This is a genomic window from Idiomarina sp. T82-3, from assembly GCF_001577655.1.
In the GTDB taxonomy this organism is placed as follows: domain Bacteria; phylum Pseudomonadota; class Gammaproteobacteria; order Enterobacterales; family Alteromonadaceae; genus Idiomarina; species Idiomarina baltica.
In genome coordinates this window covers 16,912-32,565 of record NZ_LSBQ01000001.1, presented here as the reverse complement: position 1 = coordinate 32,565, position 15,654 = coordinate 16,912, and the positions used below count along the sequence as shown (strand labels likewise).

General features: G+C 48.8%; 11 protein-coding genes. 8 read left to right on the top strand and 3 right to left on the bottom strand.

Going from position 1 to position 15,654, the window contains the following annotated elements:
• Nucleotides 1-95: 95 nt before the first annotated feature.
• Together AWU56_RS00115 and mltF are read left to right on the top strand one after the other, a co-directional pair.
• On the top strand, nucleotides 96-1,358 hold the full coding sequence (locus tag AWU56_RS00115; protein ID WP_416361484.1) for an amidohydrolase: 1,263 nt from the start codon (nucleotides 96-98) through the stop codon (nucleotides 1,356-1,358).
• Nucleotides 1,359-2,732 carry a membrane-bound lytic murein transglycosylase MltF gene (mltF, locus tag AWU56_RS00110; RefSeq protein WP_006956900.1) on the top strand — a complete coding sequence of 458 codons (1,374 nt, stop codon included), beginning with the start codon at nucleotides 1,359-1,361 and terminating at the stop codon, nucleotides 2,730-2,732.
• 6 nt (nucleotides 2,733-2,738) lie between these two features.
• On the opposite strand, the gene rfaH is transcribed toward mltF, so the two are convergent.
• Both rfaH and AWU56_RS00100 read right to left on the bottom strand, forming a co-directional pair.
• Nucleotides 2,739-3,236, bottom strand: coding sequence for a transcription/translation regulatory transformer protein RfaH (gene rfaH / locus AWU56_RS00105; RefSeq protein WP_006956899.1), 498 nt, complete (start codon nucleotides 3,234-3,236; stop codon nucleotides 2,739-2,741).
• A gap of 203 nt (nucleotides 3,237-3,439) precedes the next feature.
• A complete protein-coding gene (locus AWU56_RS00100; RefSeq protein WP_006956898.1) occupies nucleotides 3,440-3,583 on the bottom strand; it encodes a hypothetical protein in 144 nt (47 codons plus the stop codon).
• Between the two features lie 146 nt (nucleotides 3,584-3,729).
• Between AWU56_RS00100 and purL the strand changes: the two genes are divergently transcribed.
• Nucleotides 3,730-7,620, top strand: a complete 3,891-nt coding sequence (gene purL, locus AWU56_RS00095; RefSeq protein ID WP_286681430.1) for a phosphoribosylformylglycinamidine synthase — start codon at nucleotides 3,730-3,732, stop codon at nucleotides 7,618-7,620.
• A gap of 134 nt (nucleotides 7,621-7,754) precedes the next feature.
• On the top strand, nucleotides 7,755-8,258 hold the full coding sequence (locus tag AWU56_RS00090) for a porin family protein (protein ID WP_242603679.1): 504 nt from the start codon (nucleotides 7,755-7,757) through the stop codon (nucleotides 8,256-8,258).
• A gap of 33 nt (nucleotides 8,259-8,291) precedes the next feature.
• On the opposite strand, the gene AWU56_RS00085 is transcribed toward AWU56_RS00090, so the two are convergent.
• Complete coding sequence (locus AWU56_RS00085) at nucleotides 8,292-11,240, bottom strand: zinc-dependent metalloprotease family protein (RefSeq protein ID WP_286681429.1); 2,949 nt, start codon at nucleotides 11,238-11,240, stop codon at nucleotides 8,292-8,294.
• A 211-nt stretch (nucleotides 11,241-11,451) separates the two neighbouring features.
• Between AWU56_RS00085 and AWU56_RS00080 the strand changes: the two genes are divergently transcribed.
• From AWU56_RS00080 to AWU56_RS00065, 4 genes are all read left to right on the top strand, one after another.
• Nucleotides 11,452-11,802, top strand: a complete 351-nt coding sequence (locus AWU56_RS00080) for a hypothetical protein (RefSeq protein WP_286681428.1) — start codon at nucleotides 11,452-11,454, stop codon at nucleotides 11,800-11,802.
• Nucleotides 11,803-11,898: 96 nt separating this feature from the next.
• On the top strand, nucleotides 11,899-12,636 hold the full coding sequence (locus tag AWU56_RS00075) for a YjbF family lipoprotein (RefSeq protein WP_272977578.1): 738 nt from the start codon (nucleotides 11,899-11,901) through the stop codon (nucleotides 12,634-12,636).
• Complete coding sequence (locus AWU56_RS00070; protein WP_286681427.1) at nucleotides 12,636-13,490, top strand: capsule biosynthesis GfcC D2 domain-containing protein; 855 nt, start codon at nucleotides 12,636-12,638, stop codon at nucleotides 13,488-13,490. The genes AWU56_RS00075 and AWU56_RS00070 overlap by 1 nt, the downstream gene beginning before the upstream one ends.
• A gap of 5 nt (nucleotides 13,491-13,495) precedes the next feature.
• Complete coding sequence (locus AWU56_RS00065; RefSeq protein ID WP_286681426.1) at nucleotides 13,496-15,640, top strand: YjbH domain-containing protein; 2,145 nt, start codon at nucleotides 13,496-13,498, stop codon at nucleotides 15,638-15,640.
• Nucleotides 15,641-15,654: the final 14 nt, after the last annotated feature.

The following is a 15,654-nucleotide window of genomic DNA, read 5'->3' as shown; positions in this document are numbered from 1 at the left end:
CTAAGATGAATGACATCCACATTTTGCGGCCAAACCCTATCGCGGGGAGAACAACAATGAAGCACTGGGCATTTGCACTAACAACGGCAGCGGTGATGAGCGTATGGGCATCTCCAACGTATGCACAACAGCAGTCACCGGTGATGATTGACAGTACCCTGGAACAACAAGTGATTGATTGGCGTCGTCATATTCACGCGAACCCAGAGTTGAGTAACCGTGAATACGAAACCGCCAAGATGGTGGCCAACCACTTGCGCGAACTTGGATTAGAAGTAAAAACGGATATCGCCCACACCGGTGTGGTGGGGTTATTAAAAGGCCGTGGCGATGGCCCCACGGTGGCATTACGCGCAGATATGGATGCCCTACCAGTCACTGAAAAAACCGAACTGCCATTTAAGTCCACGGTTAAGTCAACTTATCGCGGCAAGGAAGTGGGCGTCATGCATGCCTGTGGGCATGACACGCACGTTGCGATGTTAATGGGGGCGGCCGAAAAGCTCGCCAGTATGCGCGATGAGCTTAACGGCAACGTACTGTTTATCTTCCAACCTGCAGAAGAGGGGGCGCCAGAAGGGGAGGAAGGCGGTGCTGAGTTGATGCTCAAACAGGGCCTGTTTAGCGACGTGTTCCCAGACTATAAACCTGAGCGTGTTTTCGGAATTCACGTTTGGGCAGGTTTCCCAACCGGTCATATTGGTTATCGTAAAGGCCCATTAATGGCGTCATCGGATAAATTTGAGATCACCGTCAAAGGCAAACAGACTCATGGCTCGCGTCCGTGGGCTGGGGTTGACCCGATTGTGACCTCAGCGCAGATTATTAATAGCGCGCAAACGATTATCAGCCGTCAAACCGATATTACAAAAGCACCGGCAGTCCTCTCATTCGGTATAGTCGAGGGCGGTGTGCGAAACAATATTATTCCCGATGATGTCACCCTGATCGGCACCATAAGAAATTTTGATATGGATATCCGTTCGGATATCCATAATCGTCTGACGCATACAGCGGAAACCATTGCCGAGGCAAATGGCGCTGAAGCGGACGTTAAAATCGATCTAGGTTACCCTGTCACGGTTAATAACCCTGACCTTGTTGAGGAAATGCTGCCTATTACGCGCGAGATCGCTGGCGCAGACAACGTTAAAGAAGTGCCATTGGTCACAGGCGCTGAAGATTTCTCTTATTATGCGTTAGAAGTACCCGGCATGTTTGTGTTTTTGGGTGTAACACCCGAGGGGCGTGATATGGCGTCAGAGCCGAGTAATCACTCGCCGTATTTTTACGCTGATGAGAAGGCGCTTAAAACGGGTGTAAACCTCTACGTAAACTGGACTTTAGAGTCATTGTAGATGCAGTTAAATGCGGTAAAGTGGTGTTATGGGGTGCTCTTAGCAACTTTTCTAATAGGGTTGCAAGGTTGTACACCCCAACCGACACCCAATCAGCTAGACATAGTGAAAGAACGGCAAGTGATCCGTGTCGGGACACTGATGAATCCGACGAGTTTTTTCTATGACCATGAGCGCGAGCAAGGCTTTGAGTATGAGTTAGCGCAGCGTTTCGCGAACCGTATGGGTGTCGAACTGCAGATAGTACCTCGCTTTGATGTCGCCGATCTTTTTACGCTATTGCAACGGGGAGAAATTGATATCGTTGCTGCGGGGCTCGATGAAACCGCCCAGCGGCGCGCTTTATTTCGATTTGGTCCTCCTTACGATGAGATAAGCCACAAGCTTATTTTTAAACAGGGGTCCAGGCAACGACCTAGAGACTGGGCACAAGTCGATGATGGTGAAGTTGTCGTCGTGACGGGTAGCTCACATGAAGAGTTTTTACGTTCAATTGAGGATGAATTCCCCAAGTTAAAATGGCGTTCAACCAGCGAACATGATGCTGTTGAGTTAATGCGAATGGTCGATCGCGAAGAAATCGACTATACCATTGCAGATAGCAATCAATTGGAAATCCAACGGCGAGCTCACCCGGGGCTCAGTGTTGCTTTTACAGCCCAACGTGAGTTGGCAGTCGCGTGGGCAATGAAAGATATGCCGGATGACTCTTTGTATGCGGCGGTTATCGAATATTTTGGCGAAGTTCGAGAAAGTGGTCGCTTAGCTTACATCAAAGAAAAGCACTTCGGTCACGTCAAACAGTTTAACTATGTCACGACGCGGTTGTTTATTGATGCGGTCGAGCAACAACTTCCTAAATATATTAATTTATTTAAACAACACTCGGGCAAGCTTGATTGGCGTCTACTTGCCGCTATTTCATATCAGGAGTCATTATGGAATCCTCGCGCCGTATCACCGACGGGCGTTCGCGGTATGATGATGTTGACTCTACCAACAGCTAAAGCGATGGGCGTACAGAGTCGTTTGAATGCCGAGCAGAGTATCCGTGGTGGCGCGCGCTACTTTGAACGTATGCTGCAACGTATCCCCGCTCGTATCCCCGAGCCCGATCGCACGTGGTTCGCCTTAGCTGCCTATAATATTGGTTTTGGGCATTTAGAGGATGCGCGTGTATTAACACAGCGGCAAGGGGGCAACCCCGATCGTTGGCTGGATGTGAAGAAGCGGTTGCCACTGTTGCGTCAAAAGCAGTTTTATCGTCAAACTAAATTTGGGTTTGCACGCGGTGATGAACCCGTCACCTATGTCGGTAACATTAGGCGTTTCTATGACACGCTAAAATGGTTAGATAAGCAAGGACGATTGTGAATGGGTTCACTGAATTTGCAGTTCGCTATACGACATGGACGCTTTAACCTCTTTTTGCATCCACTCTAGCAGCACAAAGCAACGAGACTCGCCATCAAGCGCAACGACTTTCGCAAGAAAACCCTTGAACGGTCCTTCGGTAATCTCGACCTGGTCACCCACTTCGGGGGCTTGAGTTTCCGCTGAGGCCTCCATGCCCCGTATTGAGTCTATCCATGACTGCGGAAGCTTTGGTATTCGATCGCCAAAACGTACGACCGAATGAACGCCATAAGTGCTTCGCAATTTGTAAAACTGCGTCGCTAATTCATCAGATTGTACAAAAATGTACCCAGGAAACATGGGTTCGGTGCGAACAGTACGCTTCCCGCGCAATATACGTTCGACAGCAAGCTTGGGTCCAAAGCTGTTGAACCCTTGACGAGCTAGGTTTTCTAAAGCGCGGTCTTCCTGACGCGGCTTTGTCTTTAGAACATACCAGCCATCGTTTGCCATTGAATCCATACGCAAAACCCTATGTGTTTCATCTGACCAAAAAAGTCTATCGCTACTACAAGCAAATTTACAAAACTTTAAAGATTATATTAGTTAACGTAAAAAGTTGACGTCAAAAATCGTGAAAAATGCATCTAGAATATAGCATTGATTCTAAAAGACTCATATTGAATCCATCAAGCCACTACGATAATGCTAATGCTCTTGAGACATTAACGCTCGATTTTAGGTGTGCCTTCTTTTTTGACTAAACGAAACCACTTTTCTCTGCGCTCAATAATTCGTTTACGACGAGCGCGGACAACAGCACGGCGGCGAGCATCATTGGCGGTCTTATTAATTCGGCGTTGTGACATACAAGACTCCTTTGCAGGTGGAACTTGATCCTAGCAGATCACTTCCTAAGCTGTCACTTAAAAAGCCAAAGTCAAACATGGCAGGCAGAGGGATTTTTCGATATAATCGCCGCGCAAATTTTACACAAGCGTTGGAGACTGTTGTCGTGGAAATCTTTCGTGGTTCACCTGCCTTATCGGCGTTCAAAATTACAAAAAAGCTTGAACAACTCAAACATGCGGGGATCCCCATAAAGAGTTTATATGCAGAATATCAGCACTTTATTCACCTTCGTAACACACTCTCTGACGCGCATCACGACATTCTCAAGCAACTGCTAACCTACGGCCCCACCGCTCAACAACAATCACCCAGCGAATCCAGCACGCTTATTCTAGTCGTCCCACGTCTTGGTACTATTTCGCCTTGGGCATCAAAAGCAACCAACATTGCCCATAACTGCGACATTAAAGAAGTCCATCGTATTGAACGCGGCGTTGCGTATTATCTAGACGGTGACTTATCCGCCGAGGAGCAAAAACAAGCTGCACTCCTTTTGCATGATCGCATGACTGAGAGCGTGCTGTATCACATGAGTGATGCAGAAAAGCTGTTTCAACAAGCCGAGCCAGCCCCATTATCCAACGTCGATATTCTTGCCGAGGGCCGCTCAGCGCTAGAAGACGCCAACGTATCGCTCGGTCTAGCGCTTGCTGATGACGAAATCGATTATCTATTAGAAAACTTCAAAAAGTTAGGGCGTAATCCAAACGATATCGAGCTGTACATGTTTGCGCAGGCAAACTCTGAACACTGTCGTCACAAAATCTTCAACGCGGATTGGACCATTGATGGCGAGGCACAGCCTAAATCGCTCTTCAAAATGATCAAAAACACCTTTGAGGTCACGCCAGACTATGTGTTGTCGGCATACAAAGACAACGCCGCGGTGATGGAAGGACATGAAGCAGGGCGCTTTTATCCAGCGCCCGAATCGACCACCTACAGCTACAATCACGAACCGATTCATATTTTGATGAAGGTCGAGACGCACAATCACCCGACAGCGATTGCTCCTTACGCCGGTGCCGCAACGGGGTCAGGGGGTGAAATCCGTGATGAAGGCGCCACCGGTATCGGCTCAAAGCCCAAAGCAGGCTTGGTGGGCTTTAGCGTATCTAACTTAAACATTCCTGGCTTCAAACAACCGTGGGAAGAAAACTACGGCAAGCCTGCGCGTATCGTGAGCGCACTCGATATTATGATCGAAGGTCCGCTCGGTGGTGCCGCATTTAACAATGAGTTTGGTCGCCCAGCGCTAACCGGTTACTTCCGTACTTATGAGCAAACCGTGAATAGTCATAATGGTCGTGAGGTGCGCGGTTATCATAAACCTATTATGATTGCCGGTGGTTTGGGTAATATTCGCGAGGCACACGTACAAAAAGACGACATCCCCGTGGGTGCCAAACTGGTGGTACTGGGTGGTCCTGCGATGAACATCGGTCTGGGGGGCGGCGCTGCGTCGTCAATGGCATCGGGCGAGTCAGCAGAAGACCTTGATTTTGCTTCCGTTCAGCGCGACAACCCAGAAATGGAGCGGCGTTGCCAAGAAGTGATCGACCGGTGTTGGCAACTCGGTTCAGATAACCCCATTGCCTTTATTCACGACGTGGGTGCCGGTGGTTTATCCAATGCCATGCCAGAGCTCGTCAGCGACGGGGGGCGGGGCGGCCGCTTCGAACTACGTGACATACCCAACGACGAACCCGGTATGACACCGCTGGAAATCTGGTGTAACGAATCACAAGAGCGCTACGTGATTGCCATCGCTCCAGAAAACATGGCGCGTTTCGAGCAAATTTGTGAGCGCGAGCGTGCCGAGTACGCCGTAATTGGTGAAGCGACCGAAGAACTCACCATCTTATTAAATGATGCGAAATTCAATAACCAGCCGATTGATCTACCGCTCGACGTGCTACTCGGTAAGCCACCCAAAATGCACCGTGATGTCAAACGTCAACAAGCGGCTGGCGAAGCGCTTAAACTCAACAGCATCGATGCCAACGAAGCTGCAGAACGCTTGATGCGCTTACCAAGCATCGCCGAGAAGACGTTCTTAATTACTATTGGTGACCGCTCGGTCACCGGCTTGGTCGCGCGCGATCAAATGGTCGGTCCGTGGCAGGTACCGGTCGCCGATGTGGCGGTCACCGCCGCCTCGTACGACACCTATCATGGTGAAGCCATGGCGATGGGCGAGCGCACGCCATTAGCCTTGCTAAACTATGGCGCTTCTGCGCGCATGGCAGTGGCTGAGGCTTTGACTAACCTTGCCGCTGCTGATGTCGGTGAATTAAAACGCGTTAAATTGTCCGCAAACTGGATGGCCGCCGCCGGTCACCCCGGTGAGGATGCTGGCTTATACGAGGCGGTAAAAGCCATCGGTGAAGAACTATGCCCTGCATTGGAAATCACCATTCCGGTAGGTAAAGACTCCATGTCGATGAAAACCCAGTGGCAAGAGGAAGGCGAAGACAAAGCCGTAACCGCACCACTGTCATTGGTGATTACCGCCTTTGCACGGGTCAACGATGTACGTAACACCGTGACACCGCAACTGCGTCTGGATAAAGGTGATACCCACCTGATTGCTATCGATTTAGGTCAAGGTAAGAACCGGTTAGGTGGTTCAGCGTTGGCACAAGTGTACAAGCAACTGGGTGAACAAACCCCCGACTTAGACGACGCAGCGCAGTTCAAAGCATTTTTCGAAACACTGCAACAGCTGATAGCCGAAGGGCGTATTCTTGCGTATCACGACCGCTCCGATGGCGGTTTAATGACGACCTTGGCTGAGATGGCGTTTGCCGGTCACTGTGGTGTCCAAGCCGACTTGAGCGATTTGGGTGATGAAGCCTTAGCGGCACTGTTCAGCGAGGAGCTCGGTGCGGTCATACAAGTGACGGCCGATCAGCGTGAACACGTACTCTCTGCATTCCAAAAAGCAGGGCTTGAGAACGCGGTCCATATCATTGGTCAGCCCACCGAGCGAGACGAGATTAAACTGACCTTTAATGGTGACACCGTTATTGATTCATCGCGCACGCATTACCGTACGTTGTGGGCCGAAACCACGCATCAAATGCAGCGGTTACGTGATAACCCAGTCTGCGCCGATGAGGAGTTTCAGCTGAAACAACGGGTAGACGACCCAGGCTTGCAAGCCGATTTAAGCTTTGATGTGCATGAAGATATCGCAGCCCCCTACATTGCTAAAGGCAGCGCACCGAAAGTGGCTATCTTGCGTGAGCAAGGTGTGAACTCGCATTACGAAATGGCCGCCGCCTTTGACCGTGCAGGTTTTGAAGCCGTCGATGTGCACATGAGTGATATTTTAACAGGGCGTGTCACCCTTGATGAGATGCAAGCACTCGCTGCCTGCGGTGGCTTCTCATACGGCGATGTACTGGGTGCCGGTGAAGGTTGGGCCAAATCCATCTTATTTAATCAACGCGCTCGTGATCAGTTCGAAGCGTTCTTTAACCGCGACAATACGTTAGCGTTAGGCGTGTGTAACGGTTGTCAGATGCTTTCAACACTGAAAAGCCTGATTCCGGGTACTGAACATTGGCCGCGTTTTGTCACCAACCGCAGCGAACGGTTTGAAGCGCGCTTTAGTTTGGTTGAAGTACAAGCGACAAATTCGGCGTTCTTTGACGGTATGCAAGGCTCGAAAATGCCGATTGCCGTATCTCATGGTGAAGGGCGTGCCGAATTTGCCGCAGCCGATCAACAAGCACAACTTGAGCAGGCGGGTCAGGTAGCATTACGCTATATCGACAACTGGGGCGACGTGGCAGAGCAATACCCTGCCAATCCTAACGGCTCGCCTAATGGCATTACCGCGGTCAGCAGTCGCGATGGCCGGGTGACGGCTATGATGCCGCACCCCGAGCGTGTATTCCGCACTGTCGCGAACAGCTGGCATCCCGATGAGTGGGGTGAGGATAGCCCATGGATGCGCATGTTCCGTAACGCACGTACGCGTTTCTAACAAGCGGGTGAATAAAAAAAGAGCAAGCCATTGAGCTTGCTCTTTTTTTTGCCTTTTCAAAACATTTACGCCTGCGAGCCTAGCCAAATATCTGAGGAACCGCATAATAGAATTAAGACTCAACAGGAGGCAGTATGATGAAACGTATTATAGCACTCACAGGTATCTTAGCCGCATCGGTTGCGCTCACTGCACACGCAGAAGACCGTAACTATGTCAGCGGTGGTTACAACGATTTTGGTGATTCAGACTTTTATATTAAAGCATCACGTCAAATCGATTCACATTGGGTGATTGAAGGTGAGGCGTTTGATATTGGTGATTTTGGTACGCGTTTAGGCGGCCAATATTTGTTGAGCAACAGCCCGTTGTTCTTGAAAGGCGGCATGAGCCATTACGATTTTGGTAATACCGATGACACGGGTGGCTACGTGGGTATCGGTACTGAAATCGGCTTAAGCACGCAAGCAACAGCCATGTTTGATGCAACCTACGACTCAGCACTAGACGGTTATGCGTCAGTGGGCGCCAAAGTGCGTTACAACTTCGATCAGCGTTTCGCTGCCGATATCGGTTTCCGTGGCAATTTCGACGATATCGACAACGAATTCCGCGTGGGTATCACCTACAAATTCTAAGGTTTCCACTCCGAGCAAGGTGGTTTGCGGGGCTTAACGGCCCCGCTTTTTTATCCAACCTTGCTTGACTCCACCCAAGCCTGCCAGTAACAGCAGCATCAACCAACCTGTACTACCACCACTACTGCCGCCATCTGAACTACCACCACTACTGCCGCCATCTGAACTACCACCCGTTGTGGTCGTTGGTGCCGCCGCAACATCGATAGTTTCCTCTAAGGTATCCGTATTACCGGCAGTATCAGTGACGGTGACCGACACGGTATAAGTGCCTTGCTCACTAAAGCTTAAGCGCGCAGAGGTCAGATCCTCGTTACTAATAGTGACGGAGCTATCACTAACGGCCCATTCCGTTGTATCGATCGTTAAGGTACCCGAGGTTGTAATCGTTGCAGTCGTTGCACCGCCGGCGCGAACGTTGGAAGGCGAGAAGCTCATCGCATCGACAGCAATCGGTTCAATCGCCTCAATGGAGACACTCAGGGTTTCCATAACGGAATTGGCGTTGCCGTCGTTAATAGTCGCCACAAAGTCATATATACCTGGCGCTTGCCCCGGAATATCAAACTCAAACACGTTGCCATTGCTACGCGCTGGCTCAAACACCACGTTGTCGCGGCCTGGTAAGCGTTGCTCAACGGTCAGGGTATCGTAGAACGAAGTATCGCTCGGCTCATTCAGCGTGACGGTCAAAGTAAACTGCTCATCCTCGAGAATGGTGTCGCTACTTGCGGTAAAGCTTAAAATCGCAGGCTGGTTGTTACTATATGCACGAATCGGAATCGTCACATCGGGTGCACCTTGAACACCTAAGTCAGCAACAATAGTTACTGTACCTGTATCGGCGATACGAGTTGCATCACCTTCAACGCTGAGAGTAATGACGTCACCTTGTGGTGTGGTGGTGCGGTTGGTTTGAGTCACCGTTAGGTTATCAATGCTGACATCACCGCCGATAGAATAGGTTGGCGTAATATCCGTAGGTACATTGACTAACTCAGCAGATAGGCTAACCGCTTCGTCCGATACAATCTCATAGCCTTGTGTTAGGTAACCTGTGACGGGGGTGTCGTTGCTCGTAGGACCTTCCCACCAAATCATGCTCGATACGCTGTATTCAGAGAAGTTAGTGTTTACTAAGCGCAGTGGCATCTGAAACACATTACGTTGGTCGGTATCCGCCAATTCAGCCGCAATCGCTGCCTGAGAACGCTTCGGCGTAATAGTCAGCGTCCGCTCAGCACCACTCCCCGATACCGAGAAGTCAAACCACTCACGCGCTTGGGCGATGCCTTCACTGATACTCGGGCGACCCATGGATTCGTCAAAGTAAGTCGCGAGCTCGATATTTGCGTTAAGAATACTGTCGTCGCTTAATAGTACGGTGAACGATTGTGTCTGTTCGACGCCTGCTAAGAGTACGTTATCGTTAGTAAAAATAAATTCGTTACTGGTACCGTTAGATAACACCGAGGCAGAAAACTCGCCCATCAATTGATAGCCATTATTGGTTGAGGGCGCTAACACGCAGAGGCCTAGATTACCCGGTTGAATAGTGCCGGTAAGTGTTGATTCACTTATGACTTGGCCATCGTCAATTTGCTGCTGAGTAAAGTAGCGGTTGCTGTAACAGTTGCGGTTTAACACAACATAGTCACCGTTTGACTGGGCTGGCAACTGTAATTGGAGGGCTGAACCATCAACGCTCAGCCCAATATTACGATAATCGTCCCACTGTTGAAACCGGCGCGTCCATGGGGTCGTCAATGTCGTGGCGTGAGCTGCATTGGCTGCATCAACGTTAGCATCTGATTTGCCGGCGGGTGTACCGTTAACATCTAGGTCGGGGCTCGAGTATAGCGCTTCGCGATTACAAGTACCGTTAGGGGCAATATCTCGACAGCTCGAACCGTAGGCCATGATGGTATAAAACTCTCCTTCGGGATCAACATAGCCATAAGGTATATGATTGTCGATTTGAGTCCCGGCGCCCTGCTCATTATTATCGAGCGTGTAGCGATCATGGAGGAGGCCGATATTATGACCTAACTCATGAGGGAACGTGCCCGAACCTAGGCATTGGTATGTTGTAAATGCCACATGGAAGTCAGGCGACACACCAAAAAATGTATTATCGGCGGCAATGTCGGTAGCAACATAGGCTTGACCACAGACCGCATCACTGACGCCAATATAATGAATAACGTCTGCATTGTATTGATCGCGAAGCCGCTTTGCTGCGCCGCTATTGACCAACTGATCGAGTATGTCTTCGGAAGCCGCACCGACAAAATCATCGCGAGTCGCAGGCAAAACGATAGGGTGTGCGCCGACAATACGGTGACTTAAACTAAGTTCAGATTGTTCAAAAACGAAGTTTGTAACGGCATCCGCATATTCGATGTCAGCATCAAATGCCGCATTATTGTCTGCCATATAAGCAGGTAGGCGAGGGTCAAACAAAATGAGTGTGTCGATACTACTGTCGGATGGCGCTTCAGTGCTGATAGCCGTCGGTTTAAGACGTTGATCCGAGGCGGCGCTTTGCCAATTAATCGTATCGAGGGAGCGCTGTTGAGCAGTATTTGTCGGCATGCGTAGTGGTTCTGGATACCCCTGATTCAGTATTTCTCGGTGTGTGCCCTTAGCCGACTGGTATACCTTTATCCAAGTCCCTGCATCATTTTGCACCGTGTAAAGGGTTTGTTCGGCAGTGTGGTATAACGTACCTGCAAAGGGGACAAGCGTTCCATCAGGTGTGTGTTTACTCAGCACATAAAAGCCACGTTGAGGGTGACTTCCTTCAGCGACAACGAGTTGTCCAGTCAGATTAGGCCAATCTAACGGCAGTGCACTGCCAATCGATAGTTGTTGCTGAGCAAGGCGCGTGTGAAGGAGGGGAGACGCGTGTTCTTGGGCGCGCACTGCCGGGTTATATAGTACGCTTGAAAGCGCGAAAGAAATCGCCAATAATAGTTTCATAAAGTCAACTCAAAACGTTTACATTATGTTAGTTTCGCTCAAATATGACTTATGATCAATGTTGTGAAAAAAACGTGTAAGCTCTGTAAAATAATTTGCAAACCAAACTAAAACTGCTAACGTATAAAGTAATCGTTAATGAGTGCTGTACAGCATTAACTGATTGGCCAATCGATTAAGTTTTTAGCAAGTGTACACAGAGGTGTAATTTATGAAAAAGTTAACAGCATTATTTGCTGCTGCGCTTCTAGCCGCAGCACCAGGTATTGCATCAGCACAAGCCACTGGTAGCAATGGTGGTAGTGTTGCTCAAACATCTGGTGCTGGCGCTGGTTCAGGCGCAGGCGCTGCAGGCGCAGCTGGCGCTGGCTTTGGTGGTTTGAGCGCCGGTGCTATTGGTGTTATCGCAACGAGCGTCGTTGTTGGAACAGCAGTAGCTACAGACGGTGGTGCAGACGATGCAGAAATCGATGACGGAGACAACGGTGGCACGCCTCCGACTACGAATACAAATACGTCAACAACAACCACGACTTCTACAAATACATCGACCAACGGTTAATTATTTGGGAAGTATGGGCTAAAACCGCTGTGAGAACAGCGGTTTTTTTATGTCTTTTGTCATTAGAAATTAACGTAACAAAGATGGAACATCTTTATGGGTATCGCGTTTCCCTGTAAACGAAGTAAAAGGTTTTTCGCTCTACTAATTGTCAGTGGGCTGCTGTCCGCATGTGGGTCACGAGTTTCGAGTGTTGCCGATACGGTGAAATTCGCATTTTCGGGACCTCAGGACGTAACCTTGACCGCTTCGCAAATAAATCAATTAAACTATGCTACAACGTACGCAACGTTAAGCGGTCAACCTAGAGCCGCGATAGTACTGACGTTTATCGATCACTCGGCAGCGTACGGACAACAAACGCAGTGGGCCGCTCAAGATGATGAAATCATATTGTTACGCAACGGACGTCTGTATGGGACACGCAACTTGCGCGACGAGTTTAGTGCCGTAAAGTATGATGTGCTCGGTATCGAGAGTGCTCAAACGGATCCTTTAAACTGTTATCTGCGCAGCGCGCAAGCCCCTCAAAACTGTGCTAAATCCTGGCAAGCGACGGCAACCGTTACTTCCGATTTTCGTGATATTCGCTACGATCTAACGAGCCAGATTAGCGAGGTGAGCCATGAATCGGTCGCACTCTCGAATGCCACGTTAGATGCAGTAAAAGTCACTGAGACATTGACGGTAAAAGCCCAGCACGGTGGTTCGCATAAATACAAGAATACGTATTGGTTTGCTCATCATCAGTTAATCAAGAGTGACCAACAGCTGGTGCCAGAACTTCCGCGTCTGACGACTGAGTCAATCAAGATGATAGGTGGGCTTGAATAATGATGAATCGTATGTTCCAAACGTTAGTCGCCGGGTTGTTAATTGTGTCGTTTACAGCTTTAGCACAGCAACATCATCCCGTCACGTTGACTTGGAAAACCGCAACTAGCGAACATAATTACACGATTAATCCAAATGCGACGTTGGGTGACTTCTTAGCACAACAAGTGAACGATCCGACCGTTTACAACTGGGCTGCCTCGCGACTTGTTTCTGATGATCTCACTCGGCAAGTAGAGCGCGAAAGAACTGCAGTGCTAGCTGAATTAAACTTACAAAAACAAAGTGCATTGAGTTCGGGTGAGTCAGAGCGAGCGGCAGCGTTAAATGATATCCGCAGTTGGCTAGCAGCCTTACCGTTAGCGGGATCGCACTTCATCGGTGTTCCATTTTATCAGTTACGGGCCCATAAGAACTTTAATCCACAAATGCAGTTACCTAAACAGCGCACGCAGTTAACGCTGGTTTCGCCCAAGACTCAGCATGTTATAAAAGCAGAGGTGGTTGGCGCCGTCAATTCACCAATTTTAGTTGAACCTGGAACTGACTTGGGAACCGCTTTAGAACGTGCTCAGCCCAATCCACATGCTTTAGATAGTCGTGTTTGGCTTATCAAACAAAATGGAACCGTAATTCACATGCCTGCTGCGGTTTATAATCAAAACCAAGCTGCGGTCTGTTACAGACATGAAACGGCACTGCCATGGATCGATGTCGAGCAGTGGCAAGGCATTGATTGTTGGCCAGATGAGGCAGTCAATGAGGGCGACATAATCTTTGTGGGATTAAAGAATGCAGTAAACCTCAATAAACGAATAAGCCAATTACTTAAACATCGAGCGATATTTCAATGAGTTCTATGAAAACGGTGAAACATATAACCCCACTATTTTTGCTATCGGCCGTGTTCTCGGTAACGAAGGTGCAAGCGCAAGATATCAGTGAGCATATGATTGGACAGCCAACGCAAAGTGACTTTGGTGGCGTTGGCTTAATGCAAATGCCCACGGCTCGAATGGGGCGCTCAGGTGAGTTCACATTATTTTATTACGACAACGAAGAATATCGTCGTATGGCATTTAATATGCAGCTTTTCCCTTGGTTTGAAGCGACGATTCGATATAACGACATTCGTACACGCTTATACAGCTCATCTCCAGAGTTTAGTGGCGATCAAACTTATAAGGATCGAGGTGTCGATGTTAAATTTCGTTTGTGGGAAGAGTCGAAATGGATACCCGAATTAAGCGTTGGATTACGTGACCTTGCTGGAACGGGAAAGTTTGCCGGCGAGTACATCGTTGCCTCAAAACGCTATAAGAACTTTGATTTTACTCTCGGATTAGGCTGGGGGAACCTAGGCACAAACGATAATATCTCTAATCCATTTTGCGAAGTCACGGACCGCTTTTGTAATCGACCTGAGGGCACCACCGCACGGGGCGGCACGTTTGAGACGGATAAGTGGTTCCGAGGAGACACGTCGCTATTTGCTGGCGTTGAATATCAGACGCCATGGGATCCTTTATCAATAAAAGTGGAATACGAGGGGAATGATTACTCGGATGAAGTGTCTGGTACGCCAATTGTACAAGACAGCCACTTTAATTATGGTGTGCATTATCGGGTGACTGATAACTTAAACGTGCAGTTAAGTTATGAACGCGGCAACACATGGATGTTCGGGTTTAACCTACGTGCGAACTTTAATGATATTAAGCAATATAAAAAGCGTGAGCGCAAACGCGATAAGTCAGACTTTGCTGATCGTCCGGTCGATATGCAGCAAGTCGACACGGATAAACTCGTCACGGATTTACGCGCCGAGGGCGGTTGGCTGAGCCACAATATCGCGCTTTCAGACGATGGTAAAACGCTTTCGTTAACCGGTTACCCTATTGGCTATAGTAATCAAATGGAGGCGTTGGATAGATCTTCTCGCGTTTTACTGACAGAACTTCCTGACTCGATTGAGCAGTATCAATTTATCGATAGAGTTCTGGGTATGCCGATGAGTCAAACTAACGTTGACGCTGTAAAGCTTGAAGATAATGTGAAGCAGCGTTACTTAACAAAACATGATGATATCTATCGGCTGACGGAAGTAAATGAGTCACAGGATAACACGCTATATGATCGACCGTTCGAGCTTGGTTGGCCGCGTGTCAGTGCTCGTCCTTATTTAGTCCAGAGTTTTGGCGGTCCTGAAAACTTTTACATGTACCAGCTGAGCGCCGACATACAGATGAATTGGCAGTTAGCCAATAATTTTGTTGTAACCGGCGCTCTGGGTGTAAATCTACTGACCAATTATGACGAATTTAATTTCTTAGTCCCTGGCTCAGATGAGGCACCATTGCCTCGGGTACGTACCTATATTCGTGAGTACGTCACTTACTCTGATGTATGGCTAGATGATCTGCAAGCGACTTATATCAAGCAATGGAATCAAAATTTGTATACCTCAGTTTATGGTGGGTATTTCGAACGAATGTTTGGTGGTGTCGGGTTCGAGACCCTATACAATCCACTCAATCAGGGCTGGGCGATTGGTATTGATATTAACTATGCAAAGCAGCGCGACTTTGATAGTTATACTGGCTTCCGCGATTACTCGGTCGTGACCGGACATGTGACGGGCTATTGGAAAGTACCCAAGCTTGATGATGTTCTTGTGAAAGTGGCATTGGGACGCTTCTTGGCCAAGGACGTCGGTGTGCAAGTGAACTTCGAGAAGAAATTCGATAGTGGTATTATCGTTGGCGCTTATGCCGCGAAGACTGATGTATCGGCAGACGAGTACGGTGAAGGCAGCTTTACTAAAGGCTTCTACTTAAGTATTCCGTTTGACTTGATGCAGATTTATGACTCGGTTGGTCGTGCCAGTTTTGGCTGGACACCGCTTACACGCGATGGCGGTCAAATGTTGATGCGTTCACAACGTTTATTTGGCGTGACCGAGCCGCGTAACCGCTACTATACCGAATCTGATTTATATAAGTAGAGCGAAGAAGGCGA